Source organism: Anabaena sp. AL93 (assembly GCF_001672085.1).
In the GTDB taxonomy this organism is placed as follows: domain Bacteria; phylum Cyanobacteriota; class Cyanobacteriia; order Cyanobacteriales; family Nostocaceae; genus Dolichospermum; species Dolichospermum heterosporum.
This window is the reverse complement of sequence record NZ_LJOU01000009.1, coordinates 1-24,661: the sequence shown is the minus strand read 5'-3', so window position 1 is coordinate 24,661 and position 24,661 is coordinate 1. Positions and strand designations below refer to the sequence as shown.

Sequence of the window (24,661 nt, the reverse complement as noted above, 5' to 3'; positions counted from 1 at the left end):
GATGACTGGATAATTTAAAATATTTCAGTCACATTAATACTGACATCAGGAAAAGCTAAAATTGATAAAGTCTGATTTTTTACTAACTTCTGTATATCTTGATAAACTCCCTGGAGAGGATTTCGATATACTTCTATAACTTCCTGATTAACATCTATTAACCAAACTTCAGGAATATTTGCTTCTGCATATAAAGGAATTTTTACTTCTCTGTCATATTTTATCGTTGTGTCGGCAACTTCTATTAACAAAAATATATCTTCTGGTTGGGGGTGTGCAGTTCTATAAAAATCTGCACGGGGTTTTAATAATGCTATATCTGGTTGAGGTTCAGAAGTTTCATCTAATTCTACTGGGTTTTGGACATTAATTAAGGCCAGACCTCCTAATAGCAACGCTAGTAAGTTACTTAAAAATAAAACACAACCTGAGTGTCTTGTACCAATAGGGGACATATCAATCATTTCTCCGCGAATTAATTCTAATCTTTCATTTTCTGACAAAATACCAGATTCAGCCATTTGGTGAAATTGCTTAACTGTAAATTGGTGTCTGAGTAATTGTAAAACCATTGTCGCCTCTATGGGAATTTTAATTAATAGGGGTGAAACTAGGGAATCTATTAAATATTCTACATTTATTTTAGATCTTTTTTATCTGTGATGTAAATACCACATACAGTATAAACGAGATATGATTAGATGGTAGTTTAATGAGAATTTTCTGTGATGGTTCAAAAGGTGATGTCAGAAATTGCAACCCTGTAAGGGTATATTAGAAATAGCCCTTTTAAGATGACTGAAGAATTTACTAAATTAATAAATTACTAAATTACTAAAATAGAACTCTCAATCAGATGTATTTTTCACAATTAGATTTACTATTTAAAAAACAACGTTTTAATCCCAAAGATAATGTTTGAATAAAAAATCTTGCTTCAGGTAAATCATTGAAAATATAGTCTATACTTTCAGGTGTGATATAATCTAAAGCCTGTTTTTCGATTTCTTCATCTTGAGGATATTCGGTTTTGTACAATAAAACTTTCCACTCGCGGGGATTTTTACCATAATTTTTATTTAATTCTCCTCTCGCAGCAGCAACAAGAACTTCTATTGAGGGAAATGTTGTTAAAGGCATGATTATGGGTAAATATTTTCTAGGATATTCATTTCTAGCTTGAAAAGCATAAAATTTTTCAATTGCTTCTCTCAAAATATGCGATAAACTAATTGCCCAAGTATCAAAATATTGATTTTTATCTTTAAGAATATGTTCCGTATCAGTAGTTATTAAAAGAATATCACTATAGGAAATATCTACATTATCTTTAAACTCCTCAAAAGCTTGGATAATTGTACCACATATACTATCTCTTAGTTCTACTGCTATTTTATTGGGTAAGTAATACCCTTCAGGATTTTTGCGACAGGCATTTTTGTATTTTTGAACATGATCAAAAATGTTTTTTCTAATCAGTGGAATAATATCAAATTTGACATTTTCTGATATTTCTTCTAATAAAATACATTCAACAATTTTTCCAAACACTTTATAGTCAGTTAACCCGTCTCCAACAATTCCCACATTAATAGTATTCATGATATTTTACCCAATTGTCCCTGTGTACCAAAGTTCTGCTAACTGATATTTTGGTATTTTTATTAACTGTTTACCTGTATTTTCTTCAGTTTCATATTCTACTTCATCATCTTTAATTGCTCCAATTCCCACAAGGGTATCAAGTGCAGTATTTAAGTTTCTTACATCGCTTTGACGACTACGTTTATCTAAACGGACTGTATAAACATGATCAGGATGTTGATTAAATTCTCTTAAAACAGAGGGGCTGTGAGAAGTTAAAATAAATTGTGATGTTCCAAAGCCATCTTGACTAGGTGATGTTGCTTGCCAAATCCAATTCATCAATTGTTGTATGTTCCCTGGATTAATACCATTTTCTATTTCTTCCAGCATAATAATAGCAGGTGGTCTTCTCAATGATGCAAGCAAACTTATTGCCGCAATTTTCATAAAGCCATCTGATACAACATCTGGCATAAATTCTTCTACAGAACCTTTAAGTCCTAAATCGAATTCCCAGATTAAACTGGAACGATTGGGATCATAACGAACTCCAATAAAACTTGTATCAACAGTTCTCATTTTAGCAATAAATGATGAAAATATACGTTGTTCTTTTTCTTTTACATGGCGTAGAAGTGACTGAAAGTTACTTCCTGTTTCTCCTAAATATTCTGGTATTCTCCTTTGTTCTATTTCAAGACTGTTATTAAATTCATTGTGTTGTTCTTCATGTATATCCTGATTGTTTTTTTGTTTGAGGAATGCAGGTTGAAAATGATAATTAAATGTATTAGTAAAATAAAGAAAAAATAACTCACATAGTGCTTTTTCTTTTTCATCTAAAAATGTATCTGATTGTATTTTTTCTCTTAATTCTAGTATATTTGTTGGTTGATTATAGCCACTGTCAACTTCTTTGGGTGTTGGATTATTAAGTAATTTGACAGTTATTTTCTCTTGACAACTAGCATTACTTGTAAATTTATGGCTTTCATATATTTCTATTTTATAATTAATTTCTCCGTGTTCATGATTCCATGAAATTTCAAAAGACATCGGTTCATCATCTTTAGCAAGTCTGTATTTATATGGATATAAATCTATTCCAGTGACATTTCTATATTTATTATCAGGGTTTCCTTTTTTGACAAGACGACAAAAATGTTGTATTCCTGCTAAAAGATTTGTTTTACCAGAGTTGTTATTACCAATTAATAAAGTTACTGGATATAATTCTATAGTTGTTGATTTGTGAGTTCTAAAATTCTCTAAAGTAACTTGTTTAAACATCGTAATCTCCCAAAAATAGAATTATTTTTACCTTACCAGTTATGTTAATACTTTACACTATATTTTCGGAAATAGATAAAAAATGGTGGGCATTGCCCACCCTACACTTAGAGACTTCCAAATAAAAAAATGTCCCAAAACTGATGCAGAAATTCTCTCTCTGTGTACTCTGTGCCTCTGTGGTTCGTTTCTTAGGATAATTTATTTCTTGGAAGTCTCTTAAGTCGTTTCAGGAATTGCCCCTTGCATTTTCACAAAAGTATCTATTAAAGTCTGCAATTGTTGATCTGCTTTAAATACTCCTAAACCTCTTGCTGTTACCTTCCCAGGAGAATAAACAAACCTTGCTTTCATTGTGGGAGTGAGGTTTTCTGCTAAGAGATTCCAAGCTGGTTCTTCCATTGGGGTTTCTAAAACAATGTGCTGTTTATTCTCTGGTTTAATGCGACTAAATCCCAGATTTTTAGCTAATTGTTTTAATTCCATAACTCGCAATAATTGATTTGCTGGAACTGGTATAGTCCCATATCTATCAGTCCATTCAGCGGCAATTTGTTTGAGTTCATATTTTGATTTTACTGTGGCTACAGCGCGATAAGCACTCATTTTTTGATCAAGATCAGGAATGTAGGTTGCAGGGATAAATGCGGTGAGATTAAGGTCAATTTGGGTATCTTCAACTTTGGGTATTTCTTGACCTCTAATTTCTCGAATTGCTTCTTCTAACATTTCCATGTACAAGTCAAAGCCAATGACATCCATTTGTCCAGATTGTTCTGCACCTAGCAAGTTTCCCACTCCGCGAATTTCCATATCTCGCATTGCTAATTGATATCCAGAACCGAGTTGAGTAAATTCTTGAATTGCTCTTAATCTTTGTCTAGCTGCATCGGATAATTCTCTTTGTTTGGGGTAGAATAACCATGCGTGAGCTTGAATGCCGGCACGTCCTACCCGACCTCGCAATTGATATAATTGAGATAGACCAAAACGGTGCGCGTCTTCAATTAATATTGTGTTGACTCGCGGAATATCTAAACCAGATTCAATAATTGTCGTACAAACAAGAATATCAGCATCATTATTACCGAAAGTCAGCATAGTTGATTCTAACTCGCTTTCGTCCATTTGACCATGAGCGATCGCAAATCTTCCTCCTGGTACCATTTCTCGCAATTTTGTAGTAGTTTCTTCAATCCCTTCGACTCGCGGAACTACATAAAATACCTGTCCACCTCGATCTAATTCTTGACGAATTGCACTTCTGACAATATCAGAATTTAAAGGTGCGAGATGGGTTTGAATTGGTCTTCTGGTGGGAGGTGGAGTGGTAATTAAACTCATTTCCCGAATTCCTGATAATGACATATATAAGGTTCTGGGAATAGGAGTTGCGGAAAGAGTGAGAACATCAACTTGCGTTTTCAGGCTTTTGATTTTTTCCTTCTGATTAACTCCAAATCTTTGTTCTTCGTCAATTACTAGAAGTCCCAAATCTTTAAATTGCACACCTTTTCCCAATAATTGATGTGTCCCGACAACTATATCTAATTCTCCAGTCGCTAGACGTTTTTGAATATTGCGTTTTTCTTCTGCGCTGCGAAACCGATTTAGTAACCCCACGTTCACAGGATAGGGGGCAAAACGTTCTTTAATTGTATGATAATGTTGTTGAGTGAGAATTGTGGTTGGGGCTAAAAGTGCTACTTGCTTTCCTGCGGTGACAGCTTTAAAAATTGCCCGAATTGCCACTTCAGTTTTGCCAAAACCCACATCTCCACATACTAACCTATCCATCGGTCTTTCACTTTCCATATCCCGTTTCACATCTTGTACCGCTTTTAGCTGATCTGTGGTAGGTTGGTAAGGAAAAGAATCTTCCATTTCTTCTTGCCAAGGCATATCTGCGGGATAGGAAAAACCTTGTTGTTGAGAACGGGCAGCATACAATTTTAACAAATCTACTGCTAGTTTCTTAATGGCTTTACGGACTTTATTCTTAGTATTTTCCCAGGCTTTTCCGGTCATTTTGTGTAATTCTGGGGCTTTATCTCCACTGGTGCGAAAACGAGATAAAGAACTAACTTGGTCAGCCGCAACTCTTAATAAACCATCTGCATATTGCACAACTAAATAATCACGGGTTTCATCATTAATTGTTAAACTTTCTAATTTAACAAATTTACCAATACCATGACTACGATGAACAACATAATCTCCCTGACGTAATTTATTAGGATCAACTTGTTTAGATGTGGCTTGACGACGTTTGCGGACATAACCAAAATTAGCTAAAGAATGTTGTCCATAAAATTCTCTATCGGTGACAATAACTAATCGAAAAGAAGGTAAAATAAAACCTTCTAATTCTGCTAAACCGGAATATTTAAGAGCAATCGGGATATGATTAATTTGCAGTTTATCAATAGCTTGATAATCACGGGGATTGGGGATAAACTGGGCAGGACAATCATGTTCTTGTAGCAGAGAAACCGAACGGGAAGGTTGAGCCGAAATTATCCAAACTGCAAAATTGCGTTCTCTCTCGTTTCTAATAGTTTCCCCTAACTTGGCAAATTGGTGAGGTGTAACAGGTAAAGGTCTACTTGCTAAATTTAAACCATTATTTTCTTCCGACAATTCTGATAAATATAACTTTCTAAAATTACTAATTTCCCCTATACACTCATCAAAATTTCGATGAATCTTAGGTAATCCAACCGACAACTGACCACTGACAACTGACCACTGACTATTAGCATTTTCCACCCAGCGATCGCTATGAGCATAACATTGTTCTGGTTCATCAATGGCAACAAGGGTATTTGCTGCTAAATAATCCAGCAATGAAGCCGGTTTTGCAAAAGCCAACCCCAAAAACCGCCGACTTCCTTCTAATGTTCCTAACTCTTGTAGAGACGGTTCATGAAACGTCTCTACATTTTCTGTAAGTGCTGTGTTGATAATCGGTGCAAAACTTGTAGGGGTAAGGGTAACTTTTTCCACCTTATCCAAGGCAGTCCTTTGGGTAGCCGAGAAATCCCATTTAACCGCAATTCCTGTTGCTTGTTGAGTTTAGTAATGAGTTCTGCGGTAAGAGGCGATCGCGCCAAAGCACGCACAATGGAAGATAAGGACATAAGTTTTACGCTAAAAAAGGAAGTCGCTGCTGACGTGAAAATCTCGAATTATTTCCTGTTAACCATTTTAAAAGTGTTAACCCCTCTCTTGACGATAAATAGGAAAGAATCAAACCGAACTACTCATAGACAGAAGCAATATAGCTACTACTTTGTGTATAGTCAAAGTATTTAGAGAATTACCTAAAATACTGGATACTAAGATCAGTCTGATTGAATGAACACTGGGCAACTTCTGATCACCGTATACTTCTATTCTTTATACCAGCAATTTTAAAAATGTCTTCCTTCACGTTTGAAATTTTAACGATTTTGGTGCTAATTTTCGCCAACGGTGTATTTTCCATGTCGGAAATGGCTGTAGTTTCAGCCCGGAAAGTCAGACTACAGCAGTTAGCCAATCAAGGGGATATTAACGCCAAGGCTGCATTAAAACTCGCAGAATCTCCCAATCATTTTCTCTCTATCGTCCAGGTAGGGATTACACTCATCAATATTCTGAATGGTGTCTTTGGTGGTGCGACCATTGCCAAAAGATTAGAAGATTATATCAAGCTAATTCCCATTTTAGCTAATTATAGTAATGCGATCGCCTTTGGCATCGTAGTCCTACTCATCACCTATTTTTCCCTCATTGTCGGCGAACTCGTCCCTAAACGGCTGGCTTTAAATAACCCCGAAAAAATCGCTGCTTCAGTCGCCATACCCATGCGGGCTTTAGCAAAAATAGCTTCACCCATAGTTTATCTTTTGAGTGCATCTACAGATTTAGTTTTGCGAATATTAGGAATTACCCCCTCTGCTGAACCACAAGTTACAGAAGAAGAAATCAAAATTCTCATCGAACAAGGGACAGAAGCGGGAACATTTGAAGAAGCCGAACAGGACATGGTAGAGAGAGTTTTCCGGTTAGGCGATCGCCCCGTCACCTCCTTTATGACACCTCGACCTGATATAGTTTGGTTAGACTTGGAAGATCCCCCCGAAGAAAACCGCCAAAAAATGGCAGAAAGCGGTTATTCTCGCTATCCCATTTGTCAAGAAGGACTAGATAACGTTCTGGGGATTATTCCCGTCACCGACCTATTAGCCAGAAGTTTACGCAACGAACCCTTAGACTTAACTCTAGGATTACGTCAACCCGTATTTGTCCCCGAAAGCACACGCGGTTTAAAAGTTTTAGAATTATTCAAACAAACCGTCACACACATGGCTTTAGTCGTAGATGAATATGGCGTAATTCAAGGCTTAGTCACCCTTAATGACATCATGAGTGAAATTGTCGGTGATGTTCCCACAGAACCAGGACAAGAAGAACCTGAAGCCGTACAACGGGAAGATGGTTCTTGGTTAGTAGATGGAATGTTAGGAATAGAAGAATTTTTAGAACTATTTGATCTTGAAGAATTAGAACATGAAGAAAGAGGAAATTATCAAACATTAGGCGGTTTTGTCATCACCCATTTAGGCCGGATTCCCGCAGCCGCAGATCATTTTGAATGGGATGGTATGCGGTTTGAAGTTATGGATATGGACGGAAATCGGGTTGATAAAGTCCTAGTAGTACCCAAGGTCATGGCTAATTGAAGTCAGGAGGTAGGGGCGCAGGTCCTGCGCCCAGTCAGGAGAAAGAAGCGTTACAGAAATCTGGTTTGGATAAAATTCATGTAAAATTAACTCTTCCTTATTTAAAGCTTAACTTTTCTAATGTTCACTAGGGTTAAATTCACTTTTTGCTGCAACATTAAAATTCCCCCCCATTACCTTCAAGTGAAAAGGTTTGGGGGATTATTTTAGGGCTTAGGCATTGACATCCCAAAGCTGAAAACGACGCAATTTCGTTTATTAATATCATGGTAAGTTAGTGAGCGTGCATAAGCCCTATATTTGTTAAAATATCCTCAACTTACAAAAAAAAACCTTTGATCAGCAAAAATCCCCAACCATTAAGTAATATTAGTTACTCTCATGTCATCCATCTTAGTCATCTCATTGATCAAGATATACCAAAATGGACAGGTGATCCTCCCGTAGAATTTACCAGTGTTGCAGAAATTCCAGATGATGGTTATTACTTACGAGGCTTTTCCTTGGGAGAACATAGCGGGACTCATATTAATGCCCCTAATAGTTTTTATGCAAACGGTGCAAGTATTGACCAGTATCCAGCATCATCATTAATATTACCAGCTATAGTTATCAATATTTGTGAACAAGCAGCAATAAATCCTGATTATGCCTTGACTGTTAGTGATATCCAAACTTGGGAAACTGAATTTGGAGAAATTCCCACAGGGAGCTTAGTGATATTATATACTGGCTGGCAAGAAAAATGGTTAAATCACCAGGCATTTTTTAACCAAGATAAAGACGGAAAAATGCACTTTCCTGGTTTTAGCTATGATGCAACTGAGTTTTTAATAACACACAGGCAAATTACTGGAGTGAGTATTGATACTCATGGTGTAGATTCTGGGCAGAATACTAATTTTACTATTAACCGGTTGCTTTTAGAGCGATCGCTAATTGTTCTCGAAAACCTCACCAATTTAGATCAGTTACCACCGCATAGTATCACCTTAATCATTGGAATTCTCAGATTAAGAGGAGGTTCTGGTTCTCCCGCAGCAATCATGGCATTATTTTAAATTTTTCCTTTTCCAACCATTTACCCCAAACTCTTTAATTCACAACCAATAATAAGTAGGTGAACACAATAAAACCAAACTGTGTAAAGAAATGTAAAATCGCCCAAACCCTCTTCACTCTTGCCTCTTGCATGAGTGCCTTTTGCCTTGCCATAACGACAATTTTCAACACCAACCTACTTACTCAATAAAACCATTAACCAATTCAGAAAACTTGTAAAATCAGAACTCCAAGAAATAATTAAAAAATATTAAAGCCCCATAGCCAGAGTATGCAAAACTACTCAAAAATGGCTATGAGGCTAAAATATTTTACGAATTGGAAATGATATTTTTAGTCAATTTCCCAATCATGGAGGCAATCTTGCCAATTTACTGGAAATCGCCGCTATCAAGTCTAATATTGCCTATTTGCACCGCTGTAAACAAGCAGGAATTAAACCTCATTTAGCAAAGTTCATGAAACTTTCGCTGAGTTCTTTATTAAATTTTTGACAGACAAAAAGGATCTAGTTTCAGATCCCTTTTTTGCCTTTAACACAACGGACTTTACTACTGTAAATTAGCAATACCGTTAGTTAAGTTTGGACTTAAACGAGAACTATTTAATGGCAACTAGCTAAGGTTTTAGTCAAAAGTAGAGACTTGATAAATCACACTACCACTTTTGCTATTTTTTAGCTTGTGAACTGAAGGCTTGAGACTTTAAATTTTAGACTCCTGCCAGCAGCTTTAGATTTCACCATTAACCTGCATTTGATGAACTTGATCTGCCAATTCTTGACAATTTTGATCATCTAACTTATCAATTGCCAACATTCCCATGAGAATAACTTCTTTCAAAGTTAAGCGAGTTGAATGTGCCTGTTTTTGCACAATCTCCTTAATGATGGGAGATACACCGATTGCTGTACTAGCTCTAGCCACGTTATAAAAAGAAACATTAATGACATCGGATAAATCTTAGCACTTTTCGCTAAGTTATTCTACATCCCCGGAACTGATCTACTTTAGTTTCGATAAATCTTTGTATGTCTAATCCAGACTATAAATAGCAAACAGACTCAATAATTCTGCAAATCTAACTTTTTAACTACGGACATAACTCCTATGTAGCAAGCATTTTAACGATTTACTTACTCTGCTACAAACAGCCGTGTTACTGAAATCACACAATAAAATAACGCAATTTATTTAAGTATTAATAATAACATTGCTTATAGAGATAGGTGTAAATAAACGTAGCTATCTTAAAAAAATAAATACTATTTAAAGCTTATCAATTCGACTTCCTAGCGTTTTATTGCTGTTTTTTTAGCAACAAAAATTGATACCTATATAATTATTTATTAATTTTTCTTACAACTCACAACATAAACAATTAATTATTGTCATCTATCAAAAGTATGAAACCTAAAATTTAGTAAATCATCAAGGGATAAGATTTTGAAAAACGATGGTAACAGTGAGATACTCAAAAAGCTGGAAAGCTTATACAGTAAATCTTCTAAAATGGAAAATCCCAAAATTTAGTGTTGATTAATCCTGACGGGAGGATATTTATCGTGATTCAAAGGATTGAATAGCGTTGAATAACTTAATATTATTAAATATTGTAAACTAGCAAAATAAACCCTGTCTCACTTAATGATCGATTGACAATCAAGACAGTCGCTACGAATCAAAGCTTTTTTTAATGTGGCGAAGGTATTGAGTTCAAACCTATAGTTTTTTGATAGCAAACCGCAAGTTTGCAAGATAGATGGGGTATAGACAGAAATCGAAATCTTCCTGAATTCACTTAGTTAACGCTGTCATAAGAAAAAGTAGTGAATACGCACAAGGAACAAAACAACGATGAGTGAACCTTATCTGTTGGCTGCAAGTTTATTAACAGGATTGGTCATACCAATATCAACACCCCCCCAAATAACCAATCTTCCCAAAGATTCTCTATCTTTATTGGATTTAGCCGAGGGTTTCCAGGTTTACGATGGCAAAAGAAATTCTCCACGTCAAATTGCTGTACCTGAATTTAGTAATCAAATTGAAAAGTCCTCACCAGCAAATAAGAGTCTTGTCAAGACTGATAAATCATTACCAGAATTTAGTAGACAAACACCGACGACCGTTGAACAGTCATCAGTAATCAGGAAAAACCTCCCCACCTTAGAGATTCTCTTATCAGAATTTAGACAGCATGGGTTATCAATACCTGTTAAATCATCCTTTAACTTAAATTCCCCAACGACACCAACTAAATCACCTATTTCTGGTAGTCAACTCTACCAGCAAAGATTAGCATCACTTATATCTGGTCAGATTTATACGCGCACTGATAATGATGAAAATTTAGCATTGTCTGGGGAATCAAATAAGGCAGATAAACTGACTTATCAAGACTGGAAAAGCTTATTAGCTTTGGAAGCTAAAGCTATGGCTAAAGGTCAAGGTGCGAATCGGTTGAGTATTTTAGTAGGTGATTCTTTAAGTTTGTGGTTTCCCAAGGACAAACTACCTACGGGTAAATTATGGCTAAATCAAGGTATATCTGGAGATACTTCTGAGGGCGTTTCTAAAAGATTGTCGGCATTTTCTGGCACCAGACCTGATGTAATTTATGTGATGACTGGGATTAACGATTTACGTAAGGGTGCTACTGACAAGTCAATTTTGGTCAATTCCTCGCGGATTATTCATAGCTTACGTCAGAGTCATTCCAGCAGTCAGATTATTGTCCAATCTATTTTACCTGTGCGATCGCAGAAAATCCCTAATAGTCGAATTCGTCATATTAACGCCCAACTGGCTATAATTGCCCAAAAGCAAGGGGCTAATTACCTCAACATTCACAATTGGTTTACGGATATTGATGGCAATTTGCGTCCCGAATTAACTACAGATGGATTACATTTATCTTTAGCAGGATATCAAGTGTGGCAATTTGCACTTGAGCAAATAGAATATAGAGTTGCTCAAATTTACAATTGATATATGCAAATTGAATGTATATTAACGTAAGTTGCTAGTTGAAAATGGGTAAGAGACTTCCAAATAAAAAAATGTCCCAAAACTGATGCAAAAATTCTCTCTCTGTGTACTCTGTGCCTCTGTGGTTCGTTTCTTGGGATAATTTATTTCTTGGAAGTCTCTAAGAGGCAAGAGGGAACAGGCAAGGGGCAAGGGGCAAGGGGCAAGAGGCAGGAGTAGTTGACCAATGACCAATGACCAATCACCAATGACCAATCACCTTTTTCCCTGCCTAAATTTAGATAATTAGTAACTTAAGTTATATTATTTCACAGATCAGGGTGTGAGAGCTATCACTAAATATCAAATGGTAGATCGGATAAATGATATCGCTTGGCAAGCTCACCAGGGCAGCGTGGCGGCAATTATTCAAGTTTTGAATGAAAGGCTAGTTGTGTCTGGTGTCAGAACTAGAGCAGTTTTTGCGACTGGTATATTACAACTCTTGTGTGAAGCGGCTACAGTAGAGCAACTAGAGCAATCTGTCTTAGTGCCAAAAATTCAAGAAATTTTGGACTCACTGACACCACGTCATATTCGCCGAGTTAATATTAATAGTCGAATTGTTCGAGAAGAGCAATTATTATGGTTGGAGGAAATTAACCGCGATACTGATGGTCAGTTACTGTGGTCACGGGAAATTACTGTATACCAACCAAATTTGTTGAAGCGGTTAATTCCAGAGTTAACTGAAGTTTATACCAAATCAAGAAAACCTATTTTAACAAAACCCCAATCTTTGCTGAAGAATCGAAGTCAGGGCAAAATTTCTGTCAAAACTTTATTTGTATGGGTTGCTGGTTTATCTTCAATAATTTTACTGGCTTGGTTGCTAGATTTTCGGTTAAGTAATCCATTAAAGAAGCTGTTGCCATTAGTGGGTTCTCAATCTTCTCAAACGGTCAACCAAAGACCGCCAGAATCATCGAATCGTCCTGTGCGCCGAAGTTTTTCTATCCCATTGGATGATCCGTTTGCCGCATCTGTGAGACTGGCTAACCAGGCGACTGTGACTGGTAAAACGGCTATAACTTCAACTCAGTGGTTGGAATTAGCTGCTACTTGGCAACGGGCTTCTGATTTAATGGGTCAGGTTGCACCTAGCCACAGCCGTTATCAGGAAGCACAGATTAGAACTAAGTTGTATAAAAAGTTTAGTGAGGCTGCCCAGAAAGAAGCTCAGAAGAGTAGATATTAACAATGTCTGATAGCGAAGCGTGGCGTAAGCCATATCAGGATGTGCAGGATTTAAGGATGAACAGGATGTATTTTTCCTGTTCTCGACTCGGAAAAATCTTGATCATGTCTGAATCAGGATGTCCAGGATTTAAGGATGAACAGGATGTATTTTTCCTATTCCTCCTGACTCCTTGGGCGCAGTCCCTGCGCCCCTACCTCCTGACTCCTAGCACTCACGAAAAGACTTTTTGGTGCAACCCCTATTTATCGGCTCATTTCTAACATTCTTTGCATGGGTCGGAGTGCGGCTATGCGGATTTCTTCTGGTAGGGTAATTTCTGGGGTGCGGTTTTTCATGGCTAGATACAGTTTTTCTAGGGTGTTTAGCCGCATAAATGGACATTCGTTACAGTTACAATCACTTTGGGGGGGTGCGGGAATAAAGTGTTTGTCAGGTGCTAGTTTTTGCATCTGGTGAATGATTCCTGGCTCTGTAGCCACGATGAATTCTTGACTAGGGCTGGTTTGACAATAATTGAGTAAGGCGGCTGTAGAGCCAATATAACTGGCATGGCGGAGAACGCTGGTTTCACATTCGGGGTGAGCGATCGCTTCTGCATGAGGATGTGTAATTTTTAACTGGACTAGTTTCTTTTCGGAAAAGGTTTCATGAACAATACAGCTACCTTGCCATAACAGCATTTCCCGTCCTGTTTGTGACCTTACATACCGTCCCAAGTTGCGATCTGGGGCGAAAATAATTGGCTGTTCCTGGGGTATTTGCTGGACAATTTTCACAGCGTTGGAACTGGTACAAATGATATCGCTCATGGCTTTAATTTCCGCCGAGCAGTTAATATAGGAAATTACCAAATGGTCTGGGTGTGAGGCTTTGAAAGCTGCAAATTCCTGGGGAGGACAACTATCTGCTAAAGAACATCCTGCATTAATATCTGGTAATAACACCAATTTATCAGGGTTGAGGATTTTGGCTGTTTCCGCCATGAAGTGAACACCAGCAAAGACAATGACATCGGCTTTGGTATTGGCTGCGGCTTTGGCTAATTGTAAGGAATCGCCAATGAAATCGGCAATATCTTGAATATCAGGATCTTGATAGTAGTGGGCTAATATCACTGCATTTAGTTCTGTTTTTAGATCCGCAATGGCGGCAAATAAATCTAAGGGTAAAATGCCTGATTTTGGTTGAGTAAGTGTAGTTGTAAACACAATTAAAAACTGCTTTTAATTACAAATTATTACGTTGTGAATTTAATTATAGTAGTTTTTACCAAAAAGAGTGAGGGATTGATTCTAGCAATTTATGTCCAAATCCGGTGGAGTTTCATATCCTGGAGATATACGGCTTTTTAAAGTGGCATGACCAGTCAGAAAAATCAATCAAAACCTATCAAAATTGCTGTAATTGGCGATGTTCACGACCAATGGGAAGTAGAGGACGGCATAGCACTCCAGCATCTCGGTGTTGACTTGGCGCTATTTGTCGGTGATTTCGGGAATGAGTCGGTGGAAGTGGTAAAAGCGATCGCTTCTCTAGACCTTCCCAAAGCGGCGGTAATGGGCAACCACGATGCCTGGTACTCGGCGACTGAATGGGGACGCAAAAAATGTCCTTATGACCGCACCAAGGAAGACTGGGTACAGGAACAGCTAGATTTATTAGGATCTGCCCAAGTCGGTTATGGTAAGTTAGATTTTCCGCAGTGGAATTTAACTGTGGTAGGTGGTCGTCCTTTTACCTGGGGAGGACCTGAATGGCGATTTGCCCAAATGTGTCAAGAACGCTATGGTGTCTCTAGTTTGGAGGAGTCCGCAGATAAAATTGTTAAGGTAGTAAAAAGTGTTACTTGTGATCATATTATTTTTCTCGGACACAATGGACCGAGCGGTTTAGGCGATCGCGCTGAGGACCCTTGTGGCAAAGATTGGCATCCCATTGGCGGTGATTTTGGTGATCCTGATTTAGCGGAAGCAATTTCTCAAAGTCTCAACCTCAAGAAAACTGTTTCCCTAGTCGCTTTTGGTCACATGCACCGCACCCTACGCCATACTAAAAAGTTGCAAAGAAAGGCTGTGTTTAGAAGTCCAGAAGGAACTATTTACCTAAACGCTGCCACTGTCCCCCGGATTATTCAACAAGACGGAATAAAGTTACGAAATTTTTCTCTGGTTGATTTGGAGGATGGTTTGGTAACAAAAGCTTCTCTGGTTTGGGTGGATCAGAACTACCAAATCGCTACTGAGGAAGTTTTTTATAATTCTTCAGTTTCAGTAGTGCCAATTCTGTAATTATATGTTATGATGTTATTTGTCAGTTTTTGTGTTACACAATTCTGGCAAATAATCTGGAGAGGTGGCAGAGTGGTCGAATGCGTCCGACTTGAAATCGGATGAAGTGAAAGCTTCCGGGAGTTCGAATCTCCCCCTCTCCATTGAACGAAATTTACGTTTATCAAGGTTTTATAAAAAAGTTAAGCCATTAACCAGATGTTATGAAAATGGCTTAACTTTTTTTGGTGATTCAATGTATTTCTTGTTATCGAGTAATAATAGAGCGTGCTATCTAAAAAAAATATCCCTTATCGAGATGTTTCTATAGCTTCTATAGATTTATTGGCTTCCTCATAGAGAGCATTTAAGTAATCACGCTGACGTACACCTTGAACATTACTGCCCTGTTTTAACAATTTATAAAATACTAGTTGAGCATCATTTTCACGTAAAAGTACATCATTTCCAGGTTGCAATTGTATATCTTGTACAGAATTTTTGGCTTCTCTTTTGGCATATTCTAAGTAAAATTGGAATAATTTTACAGCTTCCTCATCATTTTTTATGGGTAAAAGCTGAACTTCATTGGCAAGACGACCTCTAATAGCTGGAAGCATTTCACGGTAACGATTAAGGGCATCTGTAGTTAAAGCAACCATTAAGAAAAGATATTTAGGTAGTGCATCAATTAGAGCGCGGAGAGCAGATAAATATTTTAAGACTATAGTTTTAGATAAGCTGAAGTCTTGTTTTTCTAATTCATCAAGAAGGATAAAAATACCTTCTAAGGTTTTCATTTCTGAACCTAAATATACAATATCTCGTAATGCTCTCGTTTTTGCTTCTACAGTATCTAGACGAAAATTTACTCCTAGTTCAGTTTGATGAGATTTTCTTACAGGTAATCCTAACAACCATTGATATGCTAAAGACAGGCGTTCACTTAATTTTTCTTCTGAGTCAACAACCGCCAAAAGAGCCTTCAGCATTGTTTTAATTTCGCTCATTCGCACAAATTCTAATAATTTATCAGTATCATCTATCTCTTCTTTTTTCTTTGCAAGTGCATTAATTGAACGACGTAAGTAGTCTTCTCCCAAATTCTCAAATATAGACCTAATAAGTGGATCAAAAAATGGTTCTGGATCTGGAACGTATCTAATCACAAAAAATCCACGGGAAGAAAGTTGTTCACGTAAAGCATTTTCATAAGCATTCAGAAGGTTCGTCTTGCCAATTCCTTGACTAGCAGTTATTGAAATTACATGAGATTTACGATCTGAATAAAATGTCTTTACCGCAGCATCAACCTGATTATCTGCTTCTGTTGACATATGCGGATGACCACTGGTTTGTCCAGCACTGGGAAAAGGGTTGCTCAATACACCAAACTTCTTATAAAGCAATTTGGGTTGCTCTTCTTGTATGTTAGCAATCACCTCATCTGTAAATAGATTTTCAAGAGGCATCTTTAACTCCTTCTAGCTTGATACGTACAGCAGATGTACCAGGTATAAGAAAATCTCCATGATATAGATAAACTCTTTCTAACTGGGGAAGTCCATCACTTGTCTTAATTATCCACAAATCGTGCTGTTGAAAACGAGTATCTGGAGTAGATCCTTCAGCATAGACATTAACCAAGTTTTTTTCCTGCGCTTCTTTCAGCAATTTTTTAGCCAATAAGGGATGAATAGCATATTTAATGGCTAATTCTTCTAACCATTGTCCAGTAAGTATCCATTCTGTGTCTCCCTGTGAACGAATTGATTTATAAACCTCTACTGCTAAATTAGCAAACTCTGGTAAATCAGGTATGTTATTCGTGGCAACAATTATTTTGTTTTCTATATTCAACCAAGCACAGGCTGCCTCACCGAGCTTGATATAGGTTGATTTTGCTTTATTTAAAATTGGCAATGTGCTATAATTAACGCTCTTACCTTGACTTACATGGTTATATAGTGCTTCAAATGATGGTATTTTTTTCAAATAAAATAAAACTTTAATATGCTCTTCATTCACTACACTTTGCCATAGAGATTTCAGTAATTCTGTACAGATGATTTGGCTATCATTAACTTCAACAAATGAACCACTCTTCAGAAAATTTTTATACAAATTGTAACGATCTTGATGTTTTAATCCTAATTTATCTTGAGCTTCTTGATTAGTTAATTCTCCCTTGTTTACTAACATTTTCATCAGCACAAACATCTGATCTGGACTAAATCCATATCCCTTAGCTATTGTTTCTATATTTTGGCTGGATACTACATCAGTTTGATCTGGGCTTTCTATATCTGTTGATAGTGAGTTAGAGGTATTATCTATTGTTGCTGGGGATGTTCCAGAGTTAAAGTTTCCCCAAAGAAGATCATCTTTGACGTGAAGTGGTTGCCAAGTATATTCCCCACTAGGTATTCCCCATAGCTCTAATGACTCGTTAGTGTGAGAATTGTGCAAGCGAAGACAACCAAAAGACACAGCTAATTCCCAAAGAACATCTGTTAGTGGTACTGTATATATTTTTTGACTGAAAGGGTGAAAAAGAGTGCCAGTCAGTTTTCTCTCATCAAATTTAGGAAAAGAACGCGCTTGAAAAAAGAATACATCTATTCCTTCAGCCATAGTCATTCTAGCTAAACCTTGATCACTGGTAAGAAGAGCAAGCGGATGATCTGGCCGAACTTGGGTTTGAAAGCGTCGTGCAGTTTCTAAAATTAGACGATCAGCAAAACTCCTAACAATCTCTTGTAGTTTAAGATTACTATCTTCAGGATCACTACTCGGTGTCACAATTCCTCGCAGGGGATCTGCACCTAAATCACCACGTTCTATTTCTGCATCGGAAAACTCCAGACGAAGTAAAGTTCGTTGACCACCCTGACTGAGAATATGTTCTCGAAGTGCCGTAGCAACAGGTTTTTTGATTTTTTGACTGTGTCTGCGAGTTGCAAAGTACCTATCTACCTGATTAATTATTTCCATGTGAACAATTGCTGGTACTTTTATTCTTGCCCAAGGACTCAAAAACCGACATATAAAATCAACTCCACCTTGGTGAATTGCTGATGTATCTGTAACAACAGTTATCGGTTTTTGCAAAAGTATTTTTGCAATAGTTTCAATATCAAAAATCGGTAAAATTAAGAGCGTTCTCCGGAGTACATCCTGTAATCCTTCCCTAAAAGCTTGTTGAACTCTATCTCTATCTTTATCTTTATGTTCATCAAGGGATTTTAAAATATTCTGATCTAGTTCTTCTAAGGATGGCATTTGCCATTCAAATCCACCAAACTTAGCAGCACAAAATTCATCGTATGTAGTTTCTAGGTCAATGGCTTCCTCTGTAGATTGCCTTTTTTGTCCTGGTTGTAATGTGATAGTCCCAATATTTACCCATTTATCACGCCCAAAACAGATATCTTCACCAAGAGATATTTCAAATGGTTCTCCATGCTTACCTATTTGGGCAATATATCTTAGGGCATCTTCTTTACTGAGCAATTTTAATTCCATATGCTTAATCTTTTAATGAAGGGAAACATTGACATCTATAACATTAACAAACGTATCATACACCCACTGAATATGCTGGCGTAATGCTAGAAGTTGATGTTGACGAAGATTTATACTCTCACTATTTAATAATTGTCTAGATTCTTCTGAGTCACTCCAAGATGATTCATCTTTATTAGACAATATCTCATCTATCACGCTGATAACTTGCTTGAACTGTTTAATTCCACGTTCTTGAACTGGCTTTGCTAGTGCAAATTTTTCCATTAATTCTTCTCGTAGTCGCTGAGTTTGCTCACTGCTGGTCACTGAACCAAAGGGATCTCCAAAAGGTTCCCAAGAGTAAAGGCACTCCTGGTAAGCTCCCATATCTGCTAAACTATTATCCTTAGTATCCAGATATTCCTTATTCCATCGGCAAGGTCGCCAAATACGTAGTCGTAATGGACTTGAACTGTTGCTAATCATCTTGATAATTTTTCATTCCAAACATTCAAAAATATTAAGCTCCGAGGAGATTTTACAACGTAGTTGGTGGGTTATTAAAAACTTACATATATTTTATCGCCAAAATACTTAATAATATGAATGTATTATTATCTATAAATGTCTTTGGGAGTTTGACCCATGAATAATCTTAAAGATTCTAAGTAAGTGAACACAATAAAACCAAACTGTGTAAAGAAACGTAAAATCGCTGAAACCTTCTTTACTCTTGCCTCTTGCCTGGCTATTTTGAATTACCAGAAATATTTATAAAACCTATTATTAGCTTTTCACCTATCGTCAATTAACCCCCAGACTTAAATTATGAATTAGTCTGAGGGCAATTTACAAACAAGAGATGCTCCTAAATCAGTGTATTAACAACAGAAGAAGGTGCTATCCCATTTTGGGAATCATTGTTAACTGATTGCTGAGGCTGAATTTCTTCCTGTACACCCCGCATCTTAATTAACTTAATCGCCCGGTTGACACTTTCTGGCAAAACTACTACCAAACTACCATCAGCAGCCATATCTAAGGCTTTGTTAATAGCTGTGGTTTCATCCAAAATTGATTCAAAGCGGTAATTAGGCTTAACTTGGGTAATACCTTCAACAATCAAATCTGAAGCTGAACCACGAGGTCTACCTCTAGTATCATCATCTTCCTTAACAATGATATAGTCAAAGATGTCTGCTGATAATCTACCTAGAGTAACAAAGTCTTCGTCACGGCGATCGCCAGGACCACCAATTACACCAATGCGCTGTCCCGTTGTCCAATTACGGACAAATGACCCCAAAGCCTCGTAACTAGCGGCATTGTGGGCATAATCTACCAAAGCATGGTATTTACCCAAATTAAACAAATTCATCCGTCCTGGGGTCTGACTTACAGAAGCACGAAAGCCTCTTAAACCAGCGCGAATTTGCTCAATGGTGACATCTTGAACAAAAGCTGCCAAACTAGCGGCTAAAGCATTAGCAATCATAAATGGCGCTCTTGCACCCATTGTCAAGGGGATATTTTCTGCCCTTTCGATGCGGTGCGTCCAATCACCTTTGACAATGGACAGATAACCATGTTCATAGACTGCGGCTACTCCACCCTGTTGGATATGTTTCCGTACCAGATCCGAGTCTGGATTCATGGTAAAGTAGGCAATGTTCGCCTTAGTTTTTTCTGCCATAGCAGCAACCCGGTAATCATCGGCATTGAGTACCGCATAACCATCAGGGAAAACAGCTTCAGCAACTACGCTTTTAAGATGGGCTAATTGCTCAATAGTATCTATATCGCCGATGCCTAAATGGTCAGCAGACACATTTAATACTACACCTACATTAGCATTTTCAAAACCCAACCCAGAGCGGAGAATACCACCGCGAGCCGATTCCAATACGGCTACTTCTACGGTCGGGTCTTGAAGGATAACATGGGCGCTTTGAGGTCCTGTATTATCTCCCGATTCTACTAAGAAATCACCGATATAAGTACCATCTGTAGTTGTGTAGCCGACAACCTTACCAGTTTGCTTATAAATATGGGCTAACAGGCGAGTTGTGGTGGTTTTGCCATTCGTACCTGTAACTGAAAGTATAGGAATGCGGCTAGATTGTTCGTTGGGGAACAGCATATCCATGACTGCGCCGGCGACATTGCGGGGGATGCCAATACTAGGGGCAACGTGCATTCGGAAACCAGGGGCAGCATTGACTTCAACAATTACACCGTCTAATTCTCTCAAGGGACGGCTAATATCTGAAGTTACGATATCTATACCAGCCACATCTAAGCCGATAATTCTGACTATCCGTTGTGCTAACCAGCGATTTTCTGGGTGAATTTCGTCTGTGCGATCTACAGCACTACCACCTGTACTTAAGTTGGCTGTAGCTCTTAAGTAACAAATTGCTCCCTGGGGTGGCACACTGTTGATGGTGTACCCTTGTCTATCTAGGAGTTGGTAGCTGGTACGGTCTAGTTCGATTTTAGTCAAGACGTTATCATGTCCGTCACCACGTTTAGGGTCAAGGTTTGTTTCTTCAATTAGTTCTGTAATTGTAGATTTGCCATTACCCACCACATGAGCAGGAATTCTCTCTGCTACAGCAACTACTTTGCCATTAACTACTAATACTCGATGATCTCGTCCTACATAATATCTTTCCACAATCACTGAACGAGAAACTTGTCTAGCCATTTCATAAGCGGCTTCTGCGTCTTCCCAGTTGCGGATATCAATGGTGATCCCTCGTCCATGATTACCGTCTAAAGGCTTAATCACGATGGGATAACCACCAACATATTCAATGGCTTCTTCTAAATCATCAAAGAAATTAATGACTGTACCTCTGGGGACTGGTACGCCGTTGGCATCGAGAATCCGTTTAGTAGCTTCTTTATCACCAGCTAGTTCTACACCAAGAATGCCTGTGTTATTGGTCATTGTGGCTTGAATCCGTTTTTGGTGGATACCATAGCCCAATTGAATTAAGAATCTAGCTGGTAAAGGCATCCAAGGAATACCTTTTTTCTCCGCTTCTTTAATAATGGCTTCTGTGGAAGGGCCTAGTGAAGCATCACGCCAAAAGTCTTTGAGGTCTTGAACGTCTTGCTCTAGTTCGGCTTTGGGATAACGTCCCCGGTCAATAATACTTTGACATAGCCTGACTGCTGCCCGGGCTGCATAGCGACCCGCTTCTTCATTTAGGTACTCAATCACTACCTGGTAAATTCCAGGTGTGACGGTTTCACGGGTGCGACCGAAACCTACGTGCATTCCCGCTAATTCCTGGAGTTCTAAGGCTACGTGTTCCACTATATGACCCATCATGGTGCCTTCTCGCACCCGCATTAGAAAACCACCACGACAGCCTGGGGAGCAGTAGTGACCCTCTAGACTTGGCAGTGCCTCCACTAGTCCTTCATAAAAGCCAGGTATTTCATTTGAGGGGGTTTCGGCAAGTTTGTCTAAGTCTAGGCGCATAACGATCAGTTTGTGCCGTCGAATGCTCCAGTAATTTGGGCCGCGTAAGGTCTGGATCTTGAGGATTCTCATGGGAATAGGTAGATGGAGATTCGTAACCAAAATTCTAGTTTTTTGCTGGAATTGACCGCTAAATTTGGCATTTGAAGCAGTTTTTCCTTCTTAGATGGAATTGATCTAAACTCTAGAAGAAGAAATCAAGATGCGGTCAAATCAGTGTGACCTGATATGCTCTATATCTTCTATATCGTCAGCTAGAGATGCGATGCACAGCAGGTAAAACAGTACGTTGGTAAAGATGGAAGCGATCTCCGTAACTGAGGATATGTAGTCTTAAATTATGTACTGTCAGGGGTTGGTTAGCACTAACGTTGGGTTCATTAGTGTGGGTAAGTTCGGTAGGATCAACAATAGTGACACTGCCTTTGCCCATAACTTGTAGCCAACCATCGCGTTCAAATACGGCACAGGTATCTTCGTCTATACCAATGCCTAATCTATCTGGGTGAGCGGCGATCGCACTAACAAGTCGTCCCATCCGATTCCGGTTATGGAAATGTTGGTCAACGACAACTTCAGGAATGAATCCTAAGCCTGTTGCCATGTCAACTAGGGAACGATTAGGTGTTTCACCACTACCACCACCTGCGATCATGTGATGTCCCATCACGGCTGCTCCAGCACTTGTTCCTGCCAAAGTCAGTTGTCCGGCTCTCACCCGCTGGCGGATAATTTCCATTGCCGGTGTGTCGGACAGGACTCCACAAAGGCGCAGTTGGTCTCCTCCGGTTAAGAAGACACCACTACAGGCTTCGAGGGATGCTTTAATCTCAGGATTTTCGCATTGTTCCCGTTCCCGAATGTCTAATATTTCAACCTTTTCCGCACCCATTTCTTCAAAAATGCGAACGTACCTACCAGCGATAATGGCAGGCTCACGGGAGGCTGATGGAATTATTGTAATATACGCCTTGTTACCGCCAGCACGAACAAAAAAAGTTCTTAGAATTTCACGTCCATGAACTTTATCTTCTGCGCCTCCGATAACTAGTACGGCGGTTTTAGTAGCTTGGGGTGTCCTCATTTCCAGCGATTTAACTTCTAACTGCGGCATTGTGTTTCTGCTTGAGGGAGTCAACAACTTCAGGTTAATTGAACAAGGTTTGTTGCTTGTTAATTTTCGCCTTTGGCTTTGATGAGAGGACACTGCTTGACGCACACGATGCCTCAATTTTCTCATGTCCGTCGTTCTCATAGCCAGCATCTTGTTTTTTACCTATCTACTTTTTCCAGATGGCTCTCATAGTGCTAAATTAACTATAATTCCCTTCTGGACTTAGGATTTAGTCGGTCTTGACACTCTTACTTCTGAGGCTGGTTGGATGTATCCCGGAAGTTGTTAACTTTGGTGGGATTATTAATTTAAATTTAGTAGTGACAATATTTAAACATAAATTAAGTAATTAGAAAAACTTTTGATCTCACTAGGAAATTAAGGATATTGGTATTTTTCGGCACTGTTGGTAGATTTTTAGTTTTTCTATGACTTACAAAAAAGGCAAGAGGGAACAGGGAACAGGGAACAGGGAACAGGGAACAAGGGAGAAATTTCATGCTCTATTCTTCAATTTCTTCCTCCAAACTCCGAACTCCGAACTCCGAACTCCGAACTCCTGAATCCATGCTAGGTTATCAGTTATGGTATTAGCTAAGTATCTACCCTTAAAATTAGTTCTATCGAATCCGAATTACTGTGCGTTTTGATATAGTTACACTTTTTCCTGACTGTTTTACGTCAATCCTCAATTCTGGTTTGTTGGCTAAGGCTTTAGCTAAACAGATTGCTCAAGTGCATTTAGTTAATCCTAGAGATTTTACTACGGATAAGCACCATAAGGTGGATGATCAACCCTATGGTGGTGGTGTGGGAATGTTGATGAAGCCAGAACCGATTTTTGCGGCTGTGGAGTCTTTGCCGATTCTACCCCGTCGAGATGTGATTTTGATGAGTCCCCAGGGACAACCAATGAACCAGCCCTTGCTGCGCGAATTAGCCACGAATTACGACCAGTTGGTTGTGATCTGTGGTCATTATGAAGGGGTAGATGACAGGGTGCTAAATTTGGTGACTCGGGAGATTTCTTTGGGGGATTTTATCCTGACGGGGGGAGAAATTCCTTCGATGGTTTTGATTAATGGTGTGGTGCGTCTACTTCCGGGAACTGTGGGTAAGGAGGAATCGCTGAAGACGGAAAGTTTTGAAGAATATTTGTTGGATTTTCCGCAGTACACTCGTCCGGCAAATTTTCGTGGTTGGCAAGTCCCAGATGTGCTACTAAGTGGTAATCATGCAGCGATCGCTCGTTGGCGTTTTCAACAACAAATTCAGCGCACAGCTTCCCGTCGTCCCGATTTGCTTAAACTTTGGGAAAAAGAGAGGGAACAGGGAACAGGGAACAGGGAACAGGGAACAGGGGGAGTAGGGGAAGTAGGGGAAG

The 24,661-nt window shown here is 38.6% G+C and carries 17 protein-coding genes, 1 tRNA gene and 1 pseudogene; 8 read left to right on the top strand and 11 right to left on the bottom strand.

Features of this window, described 5'->3' with window-relative positions; all coding sequences use genetic code 11:
* Positions 1–14 precede the first annotated feature (14 nt).
* The 4 genes and pseudogenes from AN486_RS03705 to mfd all read right to left on the bottom strand — a co-directional run.
* Entirely contained in the window at positions 15–572 is a 558-nt protein-coding gene (locus AN486_RS03705; protein WP_053538791.1) for a Uma2 family endonuclease, read from the bottom strand.
* Between the two features lie 280 nt (positions 573–852).
* Positions 853–1,602, bottom strand: coding sequence for a hypothetical protein (locus tag AN486_RS03700; protein WP_053538790.1), 750 nt, complete (start codon positions 1,600–1,602; stop codon positions 853–855).
* Between the two features lie 6 nt (positions 1,603–1,608).
* A complete protein-coding gene (locus tag AN486_RS03695; RefSeq protein WP_290599364.1) occupies positions 1,609–2,877 on the bottom strand; it encodes an AAA family ATPase in 1,269 nt (422 codons plus the stop codon).
* Positions 2,878–3,096: 219 nt separating this feature from the next.
* Positions 3,097–5,925: pseudogene (gene mfd, locus AN486_RS03690) on the bottom strand (transcription-repair coupling factor); the annotation flags it as partial.
* 371 nt (positions 5,926–6,296) lie between these two features.
* Between mfd and AN486_RS03685 the strand changes: the two are divergent.
* Both AN486_RS03685 and AN486_RS03680 read left to right on the top strand, forming a co-directional pair.
* Positions 6,297–7,604, top strand: coding sequence for a hemolysin family protein (locus AN486_RS03685; protein ID WP_081424192.1), 1,308 nt, complete (start codon positions 6,297–6,299; stop codon positions 7,602–7,604).
* A gap of 335 nt (positions 7,605–7,939) precedes the next feature.
* Positions 7,940–8,665, top strand: coding sequence for a cyclase family protein (locus AN486_RS03680; protein ID WP_290599356.1), 726 nt, complete (start codon positions 7,940–7,942; stop codon positions 8,663–8,665).
* Between the two features lie 732 nt (positions 8,666–9,397).
* On the opposite strand, the gene AN486_RS03675 is transcribed toward AN486_RS03680, so the two are convergent.
* Entirely contained in the window at positions 9,398–9,592 is a 195-nt protein-coding gene (locus tag AN486_RS03675) for a hypothetical protein (RefSeq protein ID WP_015083627.1), read from the bottom strand.
* Between the two features lie 930 nt (positions 9,593–10,522).
* On the opposite strand from AN486_RS03675, the gene AN486_RS03670 reads away from it, so the two are divergent.
* The 3 genes from AN486_RS03670 (at position 10,523) to AN486_RS03660 (ending at position 13,156) form a co-directional block, all read left to right on the top strand.
* Entirely contained in the window at positions 10,523–11,656 is a 1,134-nt protein-coding gene (locus AN486_RS03670; protein WP_290599349.1) for an SGNH/GDSL hydrolase family protein, read from the top strand.
* A gap of 346 nt (positions 11,657–12,002) precedes the next feature.
* Complete coding sequence (locus tag AN486_RS03665; RefSeq protein ID WP_290599405.1) at positions 12,003–12,893, top strand: hypothetical protein; 891 nt, start codon at positions 12,003–12,005, stop codon at positions 12,891–12,893.
* A gap of 2 nt (positions 12,894–12,895) precedes the next feature.
* A complete protein-coding gene (locus AN486_RS03660; RefSeq protein ID WP_290599347.1) occupies positions 12,896–13,156 on the top strand; it encodes a hypothetical protein in 261 nt (86 codons plus the stop codon).
* Here the strand turns inward: AN486_RS03660 and nadA are convergent.
* Positions 13,139–14,104 (bottom strand): quinolinate synthase NadA, encoded by a 966-nt coding sequence (nadA, locus tag AN486_RS03655; protein WP_053538784.1) that lies wholly within the window; start codon positions 14,102–14,104, stop codon positions 13,139–13,141. The genes AN486_RS03660 and nadA overlap by 18 nt on opposite strands.
* A 150-nt stretch (positions 14,105–14,254) precedes the next feature.
* On the opposite strand from nadA, the gene AN486_RS03650 reads away from it, so the two are divergent.
* Positions 14,255–15,184, top strand: coding sequence for a TIGR04168 family protein (locus AN486_RS03650; protein WP_039204021.1), 930 nt, complete (start codon positions 14,255–14,257; stop codon positions 15,182–15,184).
* Positions 15,185–15,242: 58 nt separating this feature from the next.
* A tRNA-Ser gene (locus AN486_RS03645) sits at positions 15,243–15,327 on the top strand.
* Positions 15,328–15,474: 147 nt separating this feature from the next.
* Here AN486_RS03645 and AN486_RS03640 read toward each other — a convergent pair.
* The 5 genes from AN486_RS03640 to AN486_RS03620 form a co-directional block, all read right to left on the bottom strand.
* Positions 15,475–16,635 (bottom strand): P-loop NTPase fold protein, encoded by a 1,161-nt coding sequence (locus AN486_RS03640; RefSeq protein ID WP_190383677.1) that lies wholly within the window; start codon positions 16,633–16,635, stop codon positions 15,475–15,477.
* Positions 16,625–18,688 carry a hypothetical protein gene (locus AN486_RS03635; protein ID WP_290599340.1) on the bottom strand — a complete coding sequence of 688 codons (2,064 nt, stop codon included), beginning with the start codon at positions 18,686–18,688 and terminating at the stop codon, positions 16,625–16,627. The genes AN486_RS03640 and AN486_RS03635 overlap by 11 nt, the downstream gene beginning before the upstream one ends.
* Positions 18,689–18,700: 12 nt before the next feature.
* Complete coding sequence (locus tag AN486_RS03630) at positions 18,701–19,156, bottom strand: hypothetical protein (RefSeq protein ID WP_290599338.1); 456 nt, start codon at positions 19,154–19,156, stop codon at positions 18,701–18,703.
* A gap of 382 nt (positions 19,157–19,538) precedes the next feature.
* Complete coding sequence (cphA, locus tag AN486_RS03625; protein ID WP_190383684.1) at positions 19,539–22,235, bottom strand: cyanophycin synthetase; 2,697 nt, start codon at positions 22,233–22,235, stop codon at positions 19,539–19,541.
* Between the two features lie 178 nt (positions 22,236–22,413).
* Positions 22,414–23,277, bottom strand: a complete 864-nt coding sequence (locus AN486_RS03620; RefSeq protein ID WP_027401350.1) for a cyanophycinase — start codon at positions 23,275–23,277, stop codon at positions 22,414–22,416.
* A gap of 639 nt (positions 23,278–23,916) precedes the next feature.
* On the opposite strand from AN486_RS03620, the gene trmD reads away from it, so the two are divergent.
* Positions 23,917–24,661: tRNA (guanosine(37)-N1)-methyltransferase TrmD (trmD, locus tag AN486_RS03615; protein ID WP_290599335.1), on the top strand; the 745-nt coding region annotated here is incomplete at its 3' end.